Raw genomic sequence first — 14,542 nt, forward strand, 5'->3', positions numbered from 1 at the left:
GTCGTTTGGACATACGTGCACACCTACGATGTTCCCCGCCGCCAGTTCCCGTCGCTCCCCTCCACGCGAGTGGCTCAGGATCCTTCGGGCGGCCCCTCGGCCACGCCGATCTACGACGCGCTCTACGCCGAGTACGTCAAGTCGTTCCGTTCGCTGCCGGGTGATCGCAGCGGCGAGGACGAACTGGGTTTCACCGCCTTCGGGAACATCCCGCACAGCACGGGCTCGTACAGCGCCTACAGTGCGGGGGCCTACAGCGCCCGCCAGCAGTCGCAGTGGCAGCGCGTCGGGCAGATCGGGCAGCAGCACAGCACCGGGATGCACCACGTTCCGGCGGCGCTGCCGCCGGGGCCGCGCAGAGGCGTCTGAGACATGAGGAAGGGCGGCCCCGGAGCGGCCGCCCTTCCTCATGCGTGCGTCACTTCTTCTTGCCGCGCTTCTCGCGCACCCGCACCGAGATGTGGATCGGGGTGCCCTCGAAGGCGAACTCCTCGCGCAGGCGGCGCTCGATGAAGCGCCGGTATCCCGCCTCGATGAAGCCGGAGGCGAAGAGCACGAACCGCGGCGGCTTGGTACCGGCCTGCGTGCCGAACAGGATGCGCGGCTGCTTGCCGCCCCGGACGGGGTGCGGGTGGGCGGCGACCAGCTCGCCGAGGAAGGCGTTCAGCCGGCCCGTGGGGACGCGGGTCTCCCAGCCGGCGAGAGCCGTCTCGATCGCCGGGACCAGCTTCTCCATGTGGCGCCCGGTGCGCGCCGAGACGTTCACCCGCGGCGCCCAGGCGACCTGGGCGAGCTCGGTCTCGATCTCGCGCTCCAGGTAGTAGCGGCGCTCCTCGTCGAGGGTGTCCCACTTGTTGAACGCGAGGACGAGCGCGCGGCCCGCGTCCACGGCCATGGAGACGATGCGCTGGTCCTGGACGGAGATGGACTCGGAGGCGTCGATCAGGATGACCGCCACCTCGGCCTTCTCGACGGCGGCCGCGGTGCGCAGCGAGGCGTAGTAGTCGGCGCCCTGCTGGAGGTGGACGCGCTTGCGGATGCCCGCCGTGTCGACGAACTTCCAGGTGACGCCGCCGAGTTCGATCAGCTCGTCGACCGGGTCGCGCGTGGTGCCCGCGACCTCGTTGACGACGACGCGCTCCTCGTTCGCCACCTTGTTCAGCAGCGAGGACTTGCCGACGTTCGGCCGGCCGATGAGGGCGATGCGGCGCGGGCCGCCGACCGCGGTGCCGAAGGTCTGCTCGGGCGCCTCCGGCAGGGCCTCCAGGACGGCGTCCAGCATGTCGCCGGTGCCGCGGCCGTGCAGCGCGGAGATGGGGTGCGGCTCGCCGAGACCGAGGGCCCACAGGTAGGCCGCGTCGGCCTCGCCGCTCTGGCCGTCGACCTTGTTGGCGGCCAGCACGACGGGCTTGCCGGCCTTGCGCAGCAGTCGTACGACCGCCTCGTCGGTGTCGGTCGCGCCCACCTTGGCGTCCACGACGAACACGACCGCGTCGGCCGCCTCGATCGCGTACTCGGCCTGTGCGGCCACGGAGGCGTCGATGCCGAGGACGTCCTGCTCCCAGCCGCCGGTGTCGACGAGCTTGAAGCGGCGGCCCGCCCACTCGGCCTCGTAGGTCACGCGGTCGCGGGTGACACCGGGCTTGTCCTCGACGACGGCCTCGCGGCGGCCGATGATGCGGTTCACCAGAGTCGACTTGCCGACGTTCGGGCGGCCGACGACGGCGAGAACGGGCAGCGGCCCGTGGCCCGCCGCCTCGATCGCGCCCTCGACGTCCTCGACGTCGAAGCCCTCTTCCGCGGCGAGCTCCATGAACTCCGCGTACTCGGCGTCGCCAAGCGCTCCGTGGTCGTGCTCCTCGCCCGAGCCGTCGGAGTGGATGTGGTCGTTCATGAAGTCCGTACCTCGTTCATCGTGGTGATCGGTGGAACACCCGGTTCGTTTGTCCGGTTGGTCCACTACTCAGTGTCGCCTAGCGCCCGGTCAGGCGCCTGGCGTTTTCCAGGTGTGCGGTGAGCTGCTTCTGGATGCGTTCGGTCGCCTCGTCGAGCGCCTTGCGTGTACGCCGTCCGCTGCCGTCGCCGGCCTCGAACGGGTCGCCGAAGACGACGTCGACCCGGCTGCGCAGCGGGGGCAGCCCCTTTATCAACCGTCCGGGCCTCTCGGAACTTCCCAGTACGGCGACCGGGACGATCGGGGCGCCGCCGCGGACGGCGAAGTACGCGAGCCCGGCGCGCAGTGCGGCGAAGTCCCCCTCGCCGCGGGTGCCCTCCGGGAAGATCCCGAGGACGCCGCCGTTCTCCAGCACGCCCAGCGCGCGCGTGATGGCCGTCCGGTCGGTGGTGTCGCGGTCGACCTTGATCTGGCCGACGCGGGTCATGAACGGGCCGAGCAGGCCGACGAACGCCTCCTTCTTGACCAGGAAGTGCGAGGGCCGGGGCGCCACGCCGATGACCATCGGACCGTCGACGACGTGGGAGTGGTTGACCGCGAAGATCACCGGGCCGGTCGCGGGGACCTTCCAGGCGCCCAGCACGCGCGGCTTCCACAGCCCGTACATCAGGCCGACGCCGATGCGCCGCCCTACTTCGGCGCCCTTCTCGGAGGGCACGGACACAACGCTCACTTCGCGGCCCGCTTCTCCTCGACGAGCGTGACGACGCACTCGATGACCTGCGCCAGCGTGAGCTCGGTGGTGTCCACCTCGACCGCGTCGCCGGCCTTGGCCAGCGGCGAGGTCTTGCGGCTGGAGTCGGCCGCGTCCCGCTTGATCAGGGCCTCGCGGGTGGCGTTGACGTCGGCGCCCTTCAGCTCACCGCTGCGGCGGGCGGCCCGTGCCTCCGGCGAGGCGGTGAGGAAGATCTTCAGGTCGGCGTCGGGCAGCACGGTCGTACCTATGTCGCGGCCCTCGACGACGATGCCCTGCTCGGCGGTGGCCGCGATGGAGCGCTGCAGCTCGGTGATCCGGGCGCGCACCTCGGCCACCGCGCTGACCGCGCTGACCTTGGAGGTGACCTCCTGGGTGCGGATCGGGGCGGCCACGTCGGCGCCGTCGACCGTGATCGTGGGGTGGGACGGGTCGGTGCCGGAGACGATGTCGGGCTTGCCGGCCGCCGCGGCGATCGCCGACGGGTCGTCGGTGTCGATCCCGTTGTTCACCATCCACCAGGTGATCGCCCGGTACTGGGCGCCGGTGTCGAGGTAGCTCAGGCCGAGCTGGGAGGCCACGGCCTTCGACGTGCTCGACTTGCCCGTGCCGGAGGGGCCGTCAATGGCGACAATCACGGGCTGGGCGGCGCCGTTTTCCACGGGGGGACACCTTCCTGGTGCGTGGTGGGAGTGTGCGGGGACGCAAAAGCGCCCCGCACAAGGTTACTGGCTCGCCAGAGGCCTCCTTACTGGCGGATGGCCCAGCCCCGCTCCCGCAGTGCCGCCGTCAGGACCGGCGCCGCCTTGGGCTCCACCATCAGCTGCACCAGACCGGCCTGCTGCCCGGTCGCGTGCTCGATCCGTACGTCCTCGATGTTGACCCCGGCCATCCCCGCGTCCGCGAAGATGCGGGCCAGCTGGCCGGGCTGGTCGTCGATGAGGACGGCCACGACCTCGTACGCCCGGGGAGCGGATCCGTGCTTGCCGGGCACCCGGACCTGGCCCGCGTTGCCGCGCCGCAGGACGCTCTCGATGCCGATGGTGCCCTCGCGCCGCTTGTCCTCGTCGGAGGCCTGCAGGGCCCTGAGCGCCCGGACCGTCTCGTCGAGGTCGGCGGAGACGTCCGCGAGGAGGTCGGCGACCGGCCCCGGGTTCGCGGACAGGATGTCGATCCACATCCCGGGGTCGGACGCGGCGATCCGGGTCACGTCCCGGATGCCCTGCCCGCACAGCCGTACGGCGGCCTCCTCGGCGTGCTCCAGGCGCGCGGCGACCATGCTGGAGACCAGGTGGGGCATGTGGGAGACGAGGGCGACGGCACGGTCGTGGGCGTCGGCGTCCATCACCACCGGCACGGCACGGCAGTGCGAGACCAGCTCCAGGGCGAGGTTCAGCACCTCGGTGTCGGTGTCCCGGGTCGGCGTCAGCACCCAGGGGCGGCCCTCGAAGAGGTCGCCGGTGGCGGCCAGCGGGCCCGACTTCTCGCGGCCCGACATCGGGTGGCTGCCGATGTACGCCGACAGGTCGAGGCCGAGCGCCTCCAGCTCGCGGCGCGGGCCGCCCTTGACGCTCGCCACGTCGAGGTAGCCGCGGGCCAGGCCCCGGCGCATCGCGTCGGCGAGCACCGCGGCCACGTGAGCGGGCGGGGCGGCGACGATCGCGAGGTCCACGGGCTGCTCGGGCGCCTCGTCGGTGCCGGCGCCGAGCGCGGCCGCCGTACGGGCCTGCTCCGGGTCGTGGTCGGCGAGGTGGACGACGACGCCCCGCTGGGACAGGGCGAGAGCGGCGGACGTACCGATGAGTCCGGTGCCGATGACGAGGGCGGTTCTCACTGGGCGATGTCCTTGCGCAGGGCGGCCGCGGCGCCGAGGTAGACATGCGCGATGTCGGCGCGGGACCGGTCCGACTCGATGTGCGCGAGGACGCGGACGACGCGGGGCATGGCGCCCTCGATGTCCAGTTCCTGGGCGCAGATCAGCGGCACATCGCCGAAGCCGATGCCGAGCTTGCGGGCCGCGGCGGCCGGGAAGTCGCTGTGCAGGTCGGGCGTGGCCGTGAACCAGATGCTGATCAGGTCGTCCGGGGTGAGGCCGTTGCGCTCCAGGACCGCGGTGAGCAGGGCCCCGACCTGCTCGTCCATGTGGCCGGCCTCGTCCCGCTCGAGCTGGACGGCGCCCCTCACCGCTCGTACCGCCACGATCATGCTCCTTGCTGATGTACCTGTCGGCTCTTGGTTCATCCAGCCTAGTCAGCCCGTGTGGAGCCGGTGCGCGGCGCCCGCCCGCTGAGACGGCGCCTGTCTCTCAGGCGAACCCCGCCAAGGTCACCCGTAACGCGCAAATCCGCTACTTGGGGCGAGAACGCCCCCGTGCGCCTCTGGACGCGGGGCCCCCGGTCCGCTCTGATGGCAGGAAGCTCGCCTCGGGGGAGGCCTCTCATGAAGCGTTCGGGACCTGTCGTCACTCTGCTCGCGGGACTGCTGCTCGGCCTGTTCATGCTGTCGATGAACTCGACGACGGGGACGAAGAGCGCCTCGACCTCCTACGCCGAGGAGTCACCGGAGGCGGCCACGGCCGCCCCGACGCCCACCCGGACGACCGCGTCCCCCTCACCCTCCCCGTCCCCGTCCCCGTCCCGCACCCAGATTCCCGACGCCGACTACGCGGGCCGCACCACCGACGACTCCGCCTCCGTCGCCGTGACGCTGCGCGACGGCAAGGCGATCGCCTACTTCTGCGACGGCCGCGCCAAGGAGTCCTGGCTGAAGGGCGACGTCGAGGGCGACGGCACCATGAAGCTCACCGGGAAGCACGGCGCCGAGCTGAACGGCACCCTCAAGGAGGGCAAGCGGATCAGCGGCACCGTCGACATCGACGGCGGGCAGTACGCGTTCACCGCCGACAAGGCGAAGAAGCCGTCCGGGCTGTACCGGGCCACGGCGACGGTACGCGGCGCGAAGGTCGACGGCGGCTGGATCGTCCTGCCGGACGGCCGGCAGGTCGGCATCCTCACCCGCGACGGCGAACCCTCACCAGCACCGCGGATCGACCCGGAGACCGGCGCGGTGACGATCGACGGACAGCAGCTCACGGCACGCCCCGTCACCCCCTGACCCTTCCCGGAGTCGTTGATGACCGTCGACCCGAACGCCGCCACCCAGAACTTCCCCTCCCCGGAGCCCGACCACCGCCGCCCGCACCCGGCCCGCTATCTGGTCCCGGCGCTCGTCGCCGCCGCGGTGGCGGTGGGCCTGGGCGTGTACGGCAAGGTCCACGATCCGGCGGGGACCGCCTTCAACCTGGCCGGCTTCAGCAGCACGGGGGCGGTGAAGTCGTGGCTCGGCACCGTCGCGTTCTTCTTCGCCCTCGTCCAGGTGGTCTCGGCGGCGATGATGTACGGCAGGCTGCCCGGCCCTCGCTGGTCACCGGCCCTGCACCGCTGGTCGGGCCGGGTGGCGTTCCTGGTGTCGGTGCCGGTCGCGGTGCACTGTCTGTACGCGCTGGGGTATCAGACGTACGAAACGCGCGTTTTGTGGCACTCTCTTCTGGGTTGCTTCTTCTTCGGTGCCTTCAGTGCCAAGATGCTGCTGCTCCGTTCGGAGCGACTCCCCGGCTGGCTGCTGCCCATCGTCGGCGGCCTGGTCTTCACCGCCCTCACGATCATCTGGCTCACCTCAGCCCTCTGGTTCTTCCGCACTTTCGGAGTGACGACATGACTCAAGGCCCGACGCGGCGCACGGTTCTCCTCGCGACGGGCGCGGCGGCGCTCACCGTCGGATGCAGCGAGTACGGCGACGACAGCGACTCCGGTTCGTCCTCGGTCGAGGCCTCCGCCGGGCAGGAACTGGCGAAGACGGGCGACATCCCGGTCGGCGGCGGCAAGATCTTCCCGGACCAGAAGATCGTCGTCACCCAGCCGAAGGAGGGCGACTTCAAGGCCTTCTCGAACATCTGCACCCACCAGCAGTGCCCGGTCGCCAACGTCACCGACGGCACCATCAACTGCACCTGCCACGGCAGCAAGTTCAGCATCACGGACGGCGCTGTGCAGAACCCGCCGGCGACCAAGCCCCTGCCCGAGAAGCAGATCAAGGTGTCAGGGGACTCGATCACTGTGGCCTGACCGCCGCAGACCGGTTCGGCAGCCCCGTCAGGCGTCCCAGAGCGCCCCGAGGGTCACCAGCTCACCCTGGTACTCGATCCGGTCCGCCCACTCGGCCGGCCAGACCTCCGCGCCCAGGTACGCGCCCGCGAAGGCACCCGCCAGACATGCGATGGAGTCCGAGTCACCGGCGGTGCAGGCGGCCCGGCGCAGGGCCGTCACCGGCTCGTCCGCGAAGAGCAGGAAGCTCAACAGCCCGGTAGCCATGGCCTCTTCGGCGATCCACCCCTCGCCGGTGGCCAGGCACGGGTCGGACTCGGGCGAGGGCGAGCGCAGGGCGGCCTCGAGGCGGTCCAGGATGGCCAGGCACTCGTCCCACCCGCGGGCGATGAAGTGCTCGGGGCCGGGATCCTGGCTGCGCGTCCACAGGTCCCCGAGCCAGCGCTCGTGGTACCGGCTGCGGTTCTCCTCGGCGTACGACCGCAGCAGCCCGACCAGTTCGCCCGGCTCGGTCCCGTGCGCGAGCAGCCGTACGGCGTGCGCGGTGAGGTCGGAGGCGGCGAGTGCCGTCGGATGCCCGTGCGTGAGGGCGGACTGCAACTGGGCGGCACCCGCGCGCTGCTCGTCGCTCAGGCCGGGGATCAGCCCGACGGGCGCGACCCGCATGTTGGCTCCGCAGCCTTTGGAGCCGATCTGGCTGGCGTCCTGCCAGGGCAGGTGCTCACGCTCCAGGAGGGCGCAGGCCCGCAGGCACGTGTTGCCCGGGGCCCGGTTGTTCTCCGGGGAACGGTTCCAGGCGATGAACTCCCGCCGCACGGGCTCGGCCATGTCGGGCCCGAGCACCCCCCGATCCATGGCCGTCCGCAGCCCCTTCCCCAGCGCCAGCGTCATCTGCGTGTCGTCGGTGACGATCGCGGGCGTCGGCAGCGCCATCTCCCGCCAGGGTCCGCACTTGGCGAGGATCGACGGCACGTCGTTGAACTCGGTCGGAAAGCCGAGCGCGTCACCGAGGGCGAGCCCGATGAGCGAGCCCGTGGCGGCGCGCTTGGTGAGGGTGGTGGTCATGCGGGGCGTCCTTCCCGGGACGGTCGGAGGAGAGGCGGGTGCAGGGCGGTGGCCGGACCAGCCCGGTACAGCGCGGCCGGTTTGCCCCGGCCGCCGGTCAGCCGGGCGGCACCGGGCACCGGCTCGACGAACCCGGGTGTGGCGAGCACCTTGCGCCGGAAGTTGGGCCGGTCGAGCGTGGTGCCCCACACCGTCTCGTAGACCTGCTGCAACTCGCCGAGCGTGAACTCGGGCGGGCAGAAGGCGGTGGCGAGGCAGGTGTGCTCGAGCTTGGCGCCGACGCGTTCATGGGCGTCGGCCAGGATGCGGTCGTGGTCGAAGGCGAGCGGCCGGGCCGAGTCGTAGGGCACCCAGCGCGCCTGCGCCGCGTCACTGCCGCCGTGCGGTTCGGGCGGGTCCGGCAGCAGTGCGGCGAACGCGACCGACACGACCCGCATCCGGGGGTCCCGGTCGGGCTCGCTGTAGGTCCACAGCTGCTCCAGGTGCAGCCCGGACACGTCCGCGAGGCCGGTCTCCTCGGCGAGCTCCCGCCGAGCGGCCGTCTCCGCCGACTCGTCCGGCTGCACGAACCCGCCGGGCAGCGCCCAGTGCCCGGCGTACGGCTCCTGCCCGCGCTCGACGAGCAGGACGTGCAGCGCTCCCGCGCGAAGGGTGAGCACGGCGAGGTCGACGGTGACAGCGAAGGGTTCGTAGGCGTACTTGTCGTAGACCTCGTTGTCGCCGTCCATCCGCAGCCACCTCTTTATAGTCAGTACGACTATAAAGAGGTGGCTGCGTCTCCACAACCCCCTACTTGCGGCCCGGTGCGAACACCGCCACCACCGCCCCCGCCGCCGCGGCCCCCGCGGAGACCCAGAGCGCGGGCGCGCACCCGTCCAGGAAGGCGGCCGGTGAGCCGTAGCCGCCGTAGGTCATGAACACGGCCGCGGCGACGGCCACCCCGAAGACCCCGCCCAGCTCGCGCAGCGCGTTGTTGACGCCGGCGGCGACGCCCGCGTCGCTCAGCGGCACGGACGAGGTCACGGCGTTCGCGACGCTGGGGAACACCATGGAGATGCCGATGCCCGCGATGATCAGCGGGACCACCATCTGCCCGTATCCGACGCCGGGTTCGATCTGCCAGGCCAGCAGCCCGAGCCCCGTCGCCTGCAACGCCAGGCCGGTCAGCATGAAGGGGCGGGTGCCGAACCGGTCCGCGAGCGCGCCCGCGACCGGTGCGACCAGCAGGGGCATGGCGTTCCACACGAGGATGCGCACGCCCGCCTCCAGCGGGGAGTAGCCGAGCCCGAACTGGAAGAGCTGCGTGATCATGAAGAGGGCGCCGAGCAGCGAGCCGAAGAGGAGAAGCGGCGGCGTTGGCGGTGGAGAAGGCCCGCCGCCGGAAGTATCCGAGCGGCAGCATCGGATACCGGGCGCCCCGTTGCTCCCACCCCAGGAAGGCCGCCACGGACACGGTCCCGACGACCAGCGCGGCCAGCACCTCGACGCTCCCCCAGCCCGCTTCGGGAGCCCGCACCGGCGCCCAGGCCAGGCCCGTCAGCCCGACGGCCGCCAACACCAGTCCGACCAGGTCGAGTTGGGGCCTGGTGCCGTAGCTCTCGCGGAGTTTCGTGGCGGCCAGGGGCATCATCGCGATGCCGATGGGCACGTTCAGCCAGAAGATCCACTGCCAGGACAGTCCTTCGGTGACCGCCCCGCCGAGCACGGGCCCGGCCGCCACGCCGAGGCCGGTCACCCCGCCCCACACTCCGATGGTCATGCCCCGCTTCTCGGCCGGGAACGCCTCGCTGATCAAGGTCAGGGTGAGCGGCAGGAGCACGGCGGCCCCCGCGCCCTGCACCACACGGGCGGTGATGAGTTGTCCCGGGCCGCCCGCGAGGGCCGCGGCGGCGGAGGCCAGGTGGGCTCACCAGTCGGATTAGCCAATCGTAGTCACACTGTGACAGAGCGTGACGCACACGCCCAGCGCCCAGGCGACGTTGGGCACCCTCCCCGGCCGGGGCGTCGTCCCGGCCGGCCAGCGTCCGGAGGGGCGTGTCACGAGGGCCCACGGCTTGTCTGTGGGCACCAGGACACGAAGGCGATTGGCATCGCGGTGTTTCCCGTGTCCCGGCCCTGCTCACTCCGCTGGGTCGGCAAGCCAATCAGAGACGCTCGCCCCGAAGTCGGCGCGGCTCCTTCCGTGAGGCACGAGTTACTCACGGAAGGCAGACCGGGCTCACCCCACAAAGGAATCGCGGCGCCCCAGGAAGCCCAGCAGCCGGGCCTCGGGCGGGGCGCACGACGACACGGCGACCGGCTCGGCGAACCGAACCCCCCGGTCGGCCTCCTCGACCACACACCGCGCGACGGGCAGCAGCTCGGTCGCGAGGGCGCCCGGAATGGGTCGCCCGCGGCCGCAGGCCTGGGCGACGTCCCAACCGTGCACGGCGATCTCGACGGCGCCCACGGCGACCATCAGCCGTATCTCCAGCGGCCGTTGGCCGACCAGGACCCGCTCCGCCGGCCCGGCCGCCCAGGCGCCGAGCACCGCACCCGCACGCCGGCGGAAGCCGCACGCGGGATCCGCCGACGGCTCACCGGGAAAGAGCCCGATCCGCCCGCCGGTCAGCCCCTCGTGGAGCGCGTCCAGCGAGTCGTCCAGGTGCCCGAGCAGCTCCCCCAGATCCCACTGAGCGCACGGCGTCCGCCGCCCCAGGCCGCCGGGGGCCACCCCGGCCACACTGCCGAGTGCGTAGGCGAGCGAACGCTCCAGCAGCTCCCCGGGGTTCATGACAGCACCTTCGGCATCCCGAAGCGGCCGAGCGGTGCCAGGTCCAGGAATGCCGTGATGCGGGAGACGGCCCCCTCCTCGACGGTGAGGACCTGCACGGCGTGCGCCCTGAAGACGCCGTCCGTCCCGCGCTCGTACATGACGACGGCGGGCTGCCCGTTCGCGCGCGTGGGGAACATGCGGATGCCGCCCTTCTCGTGCACGCGCGCCCGCAGGAACCGCAGGACGTCCTTCTTGCCGACGAACCACTCCAGGTGAGGCGGCATCTCGAGCTCGATCCCGTCCTGGAGGAGCCCGAGCAGCGCCTCCATGTCGGCGTTCTCGAAGGCGGCCATGTACCGGTCGAGCACCTGGCGGTCGGCCGCGCCGTCGGGTTCGACGACGAGGTCCTCCTCGGGGGCGACCTCGTCGAGGCGGGCACGCGCGCGTTGGAGGCTGCTTTTGACGGCCGCCGCGGAGGTGCCGAGGAGCGAGGCGACCTCGGGCGCCCGCCAGGCCAGCACGTCACGGAGGATGAGCACGGCCCGCTGCCGTGCGGGCAGGTGCTGCAGCGCGGCGACGAGGGCGAGCCGCAGGCTGCCGCGTGCCGCCACGACGGTCGCGGGGTCGACGAGGGCGTCGGGCAGCGGCTGCAGCCACGGAACGTCCGTCGCCGGGGCACCCAGCGGCTCCTCGGGCCCGTCCGAGGGCCCGCCCAGTCCCGTGGGCAGCGGACGCCGCACACGGCTCTCCAGCGCCGTCAGACACGTGTTGGTGGCGATCCGGTGGAGCCAGGTGCGCAGGGACGCCCGGCCCTCGTAGCCGGCGTAGGACCGCCACGCCCGCAGATACGTCTCCTGCACCAGGTCCTCGGCCTCGTCCACCGAACCCAGCATCCGGTAGCAGTGCGCGAGCAGCTCCCGCCGGTACGGGTCGGTCAGCCGCACGAACTCGTCACGGTCCGTCGTCGTGGTCATCCCCGCTCCCTCCGTCCCCGATACAGACCGTCGGAAGGGCGAAAACGAATCGGCCGGTCCCGAGGACATCCGGAATCGGCCGATACAACTTCTGGAGGTCAAGCGCCTTCTACAGGTCGACTTCCTTCATCAGCATCCCGACCTCGGTGTTCGACAGCCGCCGCAGCCAGCCCGACTTCTGGTCGCCCAGGGTGATCGGCCCGAAGGCGACCCGCACCAGCTTGTCGACCGGGAAGCCCGCTTCCGCCAGCATGCGGCGGACGATGTGCTTGCGGCCCTCGTGGAGGGTGACCTCGACGAGGTAGTTCTTGCCGGTCTGCTCGACGACCCGGAAGTGGTCCGCCTTCGCGTACCCGTCCTCCAGCTGGATGCCGTTCTTCAGCTGCTTGCCCAGGTCGCGCGGGATCGGGCCCACGATGTGCGCGAGGTAGACCTTCTTCACGCCGTACTTGGGGTGGGTCAGCCGGTGTGCCAGCTCGCCGTGGTTGGTGAGCAGGATGACGCCCTCGGTCTCGGTGTCGAGCCGGCCGACGTGGAAGAGCCGGGTCTCGCGGTTGGTGACGTAGTCGCCGAGGCACTGCCGGCCCTCGGTGTCCTCCATCGTCGAGACGACACCGGCGGGCTTGTTCAGCGAGAAGAACTGGTACGACTGCGTCGCGACCGTCAGGCCGTCGACCTTGACCTCGTCCTTCTCCGGGTCGACCCGCTTGCCCTGCTCCATGACGATCTCGCCGTTGACCTCGACCCGCGCCTGCTCGATCAGCTCCTCGCAGGCCCGCCGCGAGCCGTAGCCCGCGCGCGCGAGGACCTTCTGCAGCCGCTCGCCCTCCTCCTCGGCGCCCGGGAAGGTCTTGGGCAGCTTGACGTCCTTCTTGTCCGCGTACCGCTCGCGGTTGCGCTCCTCGGCCCGCGTCTCGTACTCACGCGAGGTCGCCGGCGCACTCCGCCCGCGCTGCTGGGGCTTCTTCGGCCCGCCCTTGGCGCCGCCGCGGGCCGCGCCGCCGCGCCCCGCCTTCGGGCCCTCATGAGACGCGCTGGGGCCCACGTCGTAGCGGCGCTCCTCGGGGCGGGGCTTGCTGGGACGGCCCTGACCCTTGGCCTGGCCCTGACCCTGGCTCTGCCCCTTGGCCTGGCCCTGTCCCTTGCCCGGGCCCTGGCCCTGCTTCTGGCCCCTGTTGTTGCCGGCCCCGCGGGGGTTGCCGCGCCCGCCGCTCTTGCCGCTACCGCTGCTTCGCATCAAATGTCCGTCGTTGTTGTAATAGGCATGTTCATCCCGGGCCCGTCGTCCAAGTCCGGAGCATCCGGATCGAACGACGGTACGGCTTCCTGGGTCTCGGCCTCGATCGCCTCCGCCTCCGGGAGGAAGGGCGCGAGCTCCGGGAGCTCGTCCAGACCGCGCAGGCCCATCCGCTCCAGGAAGTAGTTCGTCGTCGTGTACAGGATCGCACCTGTTTCGGGTTCCGTGCCCGCCTCCTCGACCAGACCGCGCTGGAGAAGGGTGCGCATCACGCCGTCACAGTTGACTCCGCGGACCGCCGAGACCCTGCTGCGGCTGACCGGCTGGCGGTAGGCGACCACCGCCAGCGTCTCCAGGGCGGCCTGGGTGAGCCGGGCCTGCTGGCCGTCCAGGACGAAGCCCTCGACCGCCGCCGCGTACTCGGGGCGACTGTAGAAACGCCAGCCGCCGGCGATCAGCCGCAGCTCGAAGCCACGCCCCTGCACGGTGTAGTCGTCGGCCAGCTCCCGCAGCGCGTCCCCGATCTGCCGCTTGGGCCGCTGGAGGATCTTCGCCAGGTGCTCCTCGGTCGCGGGCTCGTCGACGACCATGAGGACGGCCTCCAGGGCCGGCTTGAGGTCGAGGTCGGCGACGGTGCGCTGCCCGGCCGGAACGTCGGTCATCTCCTCGCTCACGCCTTCTTCTCCTCCTTGGACGCCTTGGACACCGTGGACGCCGTGGGCACCTCGGGCGGCCGGTCGAACTCGTCGGTGACGACGGGCTGGGTGTCCCCGTCCCCACCGGTCCAGCGCACCAGCAGCTCCCCGAGGGCGGTCTCCTGGTCGAGGGCGACAGCCTTCTCCCGGTAGAGCTCCAGCAGGGCCAGGAAGCGCGCCACGACGGTCAGGGTGTCGTCGGTGTCCTCGACCAGCACCCGGAAGCTGGCCTCTCCCAGCTCCTTGAGCCGTGCGACGACGATCCCGGCCTGCTCCTGCACGCTCACCAGCGGCGCGTGGATGTGGTCGACGTACACCTGCGGCTTGGGCCTGGGCTGCATCGCCTTGACGGCGAGCTTGGCGAACCCCTCCGCGCCGATGCTGATGACCACCTCGGGCAGCAACTCGGCGTGGTGCGGTTCGAGTCCGACGGTACGGGGGTAGCGGCGGGCCTCCTCGTCGAGCCGTCCGCTGAAGATGTCGGCGATCTGCTTGTACGCGCGGTACTGCAGGAGCCGCGCGAACAACAGGTCCCGGGCCTCCAGCAACGCCAGGTCGGCCTCGTCCTCCACCTCGGCGGCGGGCAGCAGGCGGGCCGCCTTCAGGTCCAGCAGCGTCGCCGCGACGACCAGGAACTCGGTCGTCTGGTCGAGGTCCCAGTCCGGCCCCATCGCCCTGATGTGCGCCATGAACTCGTCGGTGACCTTCGACAGCGCGACCTCGGTGACGTCCAGCTTGTGCCGGGAGATCAACTGGAGCAGCAGGTCGAAGGGCCCCTCGAAGTTGGAGAGGCGGACCTTGAAGACACCGTCGTCGGGTTCTTGCGGCTGGACGGGCTCAGGCTCGCTGGGCGGCGACTCGGGCTGGGCAGACGTCTCGGGCTGAGCAGCAGGCGGCTCCTCATGACCGCCGCCGGCAGCGTGGGCAGGCGCAGGCGCAGGCGCAGGCTCCGGCTCCGGATCCTTGACCTCGGCCACTGGATCAGACCCCGGCCCCCTCCCCAGCGCACGCCGACGACCGGCAGCTGCGCCGGCGCCGGGGGGAAGGTCGTTCGAGGTCATGGCC

18 protein-coding genes and 1 pseudogene are annotated in these 14,542 nt (G+C 71.6%); 5 read left to right on the forward strand and 14 right to left on the reverse strand.

Going from position 1 to position 14,542, the window contains the following annotated elements:
* Nucleotides 1-15 precede the first annotated feature (15 nt).
* Nucleotides 16-369, forward strand: coding sequence for a hypothetical protein (locus tag AC5P09_RS16685; RefSeq protein WP_493874660.1), 354 nt, complete (start codon nucleotides 16-18; stop codon nucleotides 367-369).
* A 49-nt stretch (nucleotides 370-418) separates the two neighbouring features.
* Here AC5P09_RS16685 and der read toward each other — a convergent pair whose 3' ends face one another.
* The 5 genes from der to aroH all read right to left on the reverse strand — a co-directional run bounded on the left by der (nucleotide 419) and on the right by aroH (nucleotide 4,847).
* The gene (gene der / locus AC5P09_RS16690) at nucleotides 419-1,894 is read right to left on the reverse strand and encodes a ribosome biogenesis GTPase Der (protein ID WP_493874661.1); all 1,476 of its coding nucleotides are present in this window, start codon (nucleotides 1,892-1,894) and stop codon (nucleotides 419-421) included.
* A 79-nt stretch (nucleotides 1,895-1,973) separates the two neighbouring features.
* Nucleotides 1,974-2,561 carry a lysophospholipid acyltransferase family protein gene (locus tag AC5P09_RS16695; protein ID WP_493874698.1) on the reverse strand — a complete coding sequence of 196 codons (588 nt, stop codon included), beginning with the start codon at nucleotides 2,559-2,561 and terminating at the stop codon, nucleotides 1,974-1,976.
* Nucleotides 2,562-2,623: 62 nt separating this feature from the next.
* Nucleotides 2,624-3,310 carry a (d)CMP kinase gene (gene cmk / locus AC5P09_RS16700; protein WP_493874662.1) on the reverse strand — a complete coding sequence of 229 codons (687 nt, stop codon included), beginning with the start codon at nucleotides 3,308-3,310 and terminating at the stop codon, nucleotides 2,624-2,626.
* Nucleotides 3,311-3,396: 86 nt separating this feature from the next.
* Nucleotides 3,397-4,482, reverse strand: a complete 1,086-nt coding sequence (locus AC5P09_RS16705; RefSeq protein ID WP_307673757.1) for a prephenate dehydrogenase — start codon at nucleotides 4,480-4,482, stop codon at nucleotides 3,397-3,399.
* The gene (gene aroH, locus AC5P09_RS16710) at nucleotides 4,479-4,847 is read right to left on the reverse strand and encodes a chorismate mutase (RefSeq protein ID WP_493874663.1); all 369 of its coding nucleotides are present in this window, start codon (nucleotides 4,845-4,847) and stop codon (nucleotides 4,479-4,481) included. Before aroH ends, AC5P09_RS16705 begins: the two co-directional genes overlap by 4 nt.
* A gap of 240 nt (nucleotides 4,848-5,087) precedes the next feature.
* On the opposite strand from aroH, the gene AC5P09_RS16715 reads away from it, so the two are divergent.
* From AC5P09_RS16715 to AC5P09_RS16725, 3 genes are read left to right on the forward strand one after another with little or no spacing between them, the layout of a single operon-like run.
* Complete coding sequence (locus tag AC5P09_RS16715) at nucleotides 5,088-5,762, forward strand: hypothetical protein (protein ID WP_493874664.1); 675 nt, start codon at nucleotides 5,088-5,090, stop codon at nucleotides 5,760-5,762.
* 18 nt (nucleotides 5,763-5,780) lie between these two features.
* Complete coding sequence (locus AC5P09_RS16720) at nucleotides 5,781-6,365, forward strand: DUF6529 family protein (RefSeq protein WP_493874665.1); 585 nt, start codon at nucleotides 5,781-5,783, stop codon at nucleotides 6,363-6,365.
* Complete coding sequence (locus AC5P09_RS16725) at nucleotides 6,362-6,772, forward strand: Rieske (2Fe-2S) protein (protein ID WP_493874666.1); 411 nt, start codon at nucleotides 6,362-6,364, stop codon at nucleotides 6,770-6,772. The genes AC5P09_RS16720 and AC5P09_RS16725 overlap by 4 nt, the downstream gene beginning before the upstream one ends.
* Nucleotides 6,773-6,799: 27 nt before the next feature.
* Here the strand turns inward: AC5P09_RS16725 and AC5P09_RS16730 are convergent, their stop codons facing one another.
* The 3 genes from AC5P09_RS16730 to AC5P09_RS16740 all read right to left on the reverse strand — a co-directional run bounded on the left by AC5P09_RS16730 (nucleotide 6,800) and on the right by AC5P09_RS16740 (nucleotide 9,127).
* A complete protein-coding gene (locus AC5P09_RS16730) occupies nucleotides 6,800-7,816 on the reverse strand; it encodes an ADP-ribosylglycohydrolase family protein (RefSeq protein ID WP_493874667.1) in 1,017 nt (338 codons plus the stop codon).
* The gene (locus tag AC5P09_RS16735; RefSeq protein WP_493874668.1) at nucleotides 7,813-8,544 is read right to left on the reverse strand and encodes an NUDIX hydrolase; all 732 of its coding nucleotides are present in this window, start codon (nucleotides 8,542-8,544) and stop codon (nucleotides 7,813-7,815) included. The genes AC5P09_RS16730 and AC5P09_RS16735 overlap by 4 nt, the downstream gene beginning before the upstream one ends.
* Before the next feature lie 61 nt (nucleotides 8,545-8,605).
* Nucleotides 8,606-9,127, reverse strand: coding sequence for an MFS transporter (locus tag AC5P09_RS16740; protein ID WP_493874669.1), 522 nt, complete (start codon nucleotides 9,125-9,127; stop codon nucleotides 8,606-8,608).
* 44 nt (nucleotides 9,128-9,171) lie between these two features.
* Here AC5P09_RS16740 and AC5P09_RS16745 point away from each other — a divergent pair, with 44 nt between their 5' ends.
* Nucleotides 9,172-9,411 carry a hypothetical protein gene (locus AC5P09_RS16745; protein WP_493874670.1) on the forward strand — a complete coding sequence of 80 codons (240 nt, stop codon included), beginning with the start codon at nucleotides 9,172-9,174 and terminating at the stop codon, nucleotides 9,409-9,411.
* On the opposite strand, the pseudogene AC5P09_RS16750 reads toward AC5P09_RS16745, so the two are convergent.
* From AC5P09_RS16750 to AC5P09_RS16775, 6 genes and pseudogenes are all read right to left on the reverse strand, one after another.
* Nucleotides 9,303-9,659: pseudogene (locus AC5P09_RS16750) on the reverse strand (MFS transporter); the annotation flags it as partial. The gene AC5P09_RS16745 and the pseudogene AC5P09_RS16750 overlap by 109 nt on opposite strands.
* Nucleotides 9,660-10,034: 375 nt before the next feature.
* Nucleotides 10,035-10,589, reverse strand: a complete 555-nt coding sequence (locus AC5P09_RS16755) for a TIGR03086 family metal-binding protein (RefSeq protein ID WP_493874671.1) — start codon at nucleotides 10,587-10,589, stop codon at nucleotides 10,035-10,037.
* A complete protein-coding gene (locus AC5P09_RS16760; protein WP_493874672.1) occupies nucleotides 10,586-11,545 on the reverse strand; it encodes a sigma-70 family RNA polymerase sigma factor in 960 nt (319 codons plus the stop codon). Before AC5P09_RS16760 ends, AC5P09_RS16755 begins: the two co-directional genes overlap by 4 nt.
* A gap of 109 nt (nucleotides 11,546-11,654) precedes the next feature.
* On the reverse strand, nucleotides 11,655-12,782 hold the full coding sequence (locus AC5P09_RS16765; RefSeq protein WP_266442086.1) for a pseudouridine synthase: 1,128 nt from the start codon (nucleotides 12,780-12,782) through the stop codon (nucleotides 11,655-11,657).
* Nucleotides 12,782-13,456, reverse strand: a complete 675-nt coding sequence (gene scpB, locus AC5P09_RS16770; protein WP_307673765.1) for an SMC-Scp complex subunit ScpB — start codon at nucleotides 13,454-13,456, stop codon at nucleotides 12,782-12,784. Before scpB ends, AC5P09_RS16765 begins: the two co-directional genes overlap by 1 nt.
* Nucleotides 13,453-14,538, reverse strand: coding sequence for a segregation and condensation protein A (locus tag AC5P09_RS16775; protein ID WP_493874673.1), 1,086 nt, complete (start codon nucleotides 14,536-14,538; stop codon nucleotides 13,453-13,455). Before AC5P09_RS16775 ends, scpB begins: the two co-directional genes overlap by 4 nt.
* Nucleotides 14,539-14,542: the final 4 nt, after the last annotated feature.

The organism is Streptomyces sp. a15, assembly GCF_059026085.1.

Excerpts from the sequence above, each read along its gene's own strand:
- AC5P09_RS16765 (WP_266442086.1), bottom strand. The coding sequence starts at position 12,782 with ATGCGAAGCAGCGGTAGCGGCAAGAGCGGCGGGCGCGGCAACCCCCGC.
- AC5P09_RS16735 (WP_493874668.1), bottom strand. The coding sequence starts at position 8,544 with ATGGACGGCGACAACGAGGTCTACGACAAGTACGCCTACGAACCCTTC.
- AC5P09_RS16755 (WP_493874671.1), bottom strand. The coding sequence starts at position 10,589 with ATGAACCCCGGGGAGCTGCTGGAGCGTTCGCTCGCCTACGCACTCGGC.
- AC5P09_RS16760 (WP_493874672.1), bottom strand. The coding sequence starts at position 11,545 with ATGACCACGACGACGGACCGTGACGAGTTCGTGCGGCTGACCGACCCG.
- AC5P09_RS16720 (WP_493874665.1), top strand. The coding sequence starts at position 5,781 with ATGACCGTCGACCCGAACGCCGCCACCCAGAACTTCCCCTCCCCGGAG.
- AC5P09_RS16715 (WP_493874664.1), top strand. The coding sequence starts at position 5,088 with ATGAAGCGTTCGGGACCTGTCGTCACTCTGCTCGCGGGACTGCTGCTC.
- AC5P09_RS16695 (WP_493874698.1), bottom strand. The coding sequence starts at position 2,561 with ATGTACGGGCTGTGGAAGCCGCGCGTGCTGGGCGCCTGGAAGGTCCCC.
- AC5P09_RS16775 (WP_493874673.1), bottom strand. The coding sequence starts at position 14,538 with ATGACCTCGAACGACCTTCCCCCCGGCGCCGGCGCAGCTGCCGGTCGT.
- AC5P09_RS16730 (WP_493874667.1), bottom strand. The coding sequence starts at position 7,816 with ATGACCACCACCCTCACCAAGCGCGCCGCCACGGGCTCGCTCATCGGG.
- AC5P09_RS16725 (WP_493874666.1), top strand. The coding sequence starts at position 6,362 with ATGACTCAAGGCCCGACGCGGCGCACGGTTCTCCTCGCGACGGGCGCG.
- der (WP_493874661.1), bottom strand. The coding sequence starts at position 1,894 with ATGAACGACCACATCCACTCCGACGGCTCGGGCGAGGAGCACGACCAC.
- AC5P09_RS16740 (WP_493874669.1), bottom strand. The coding sequence starts at position 9,127 with ATGATCACGCAGCTCTTCCAGTTCGGGCTCGGCTACTCCCCGCTGGAG.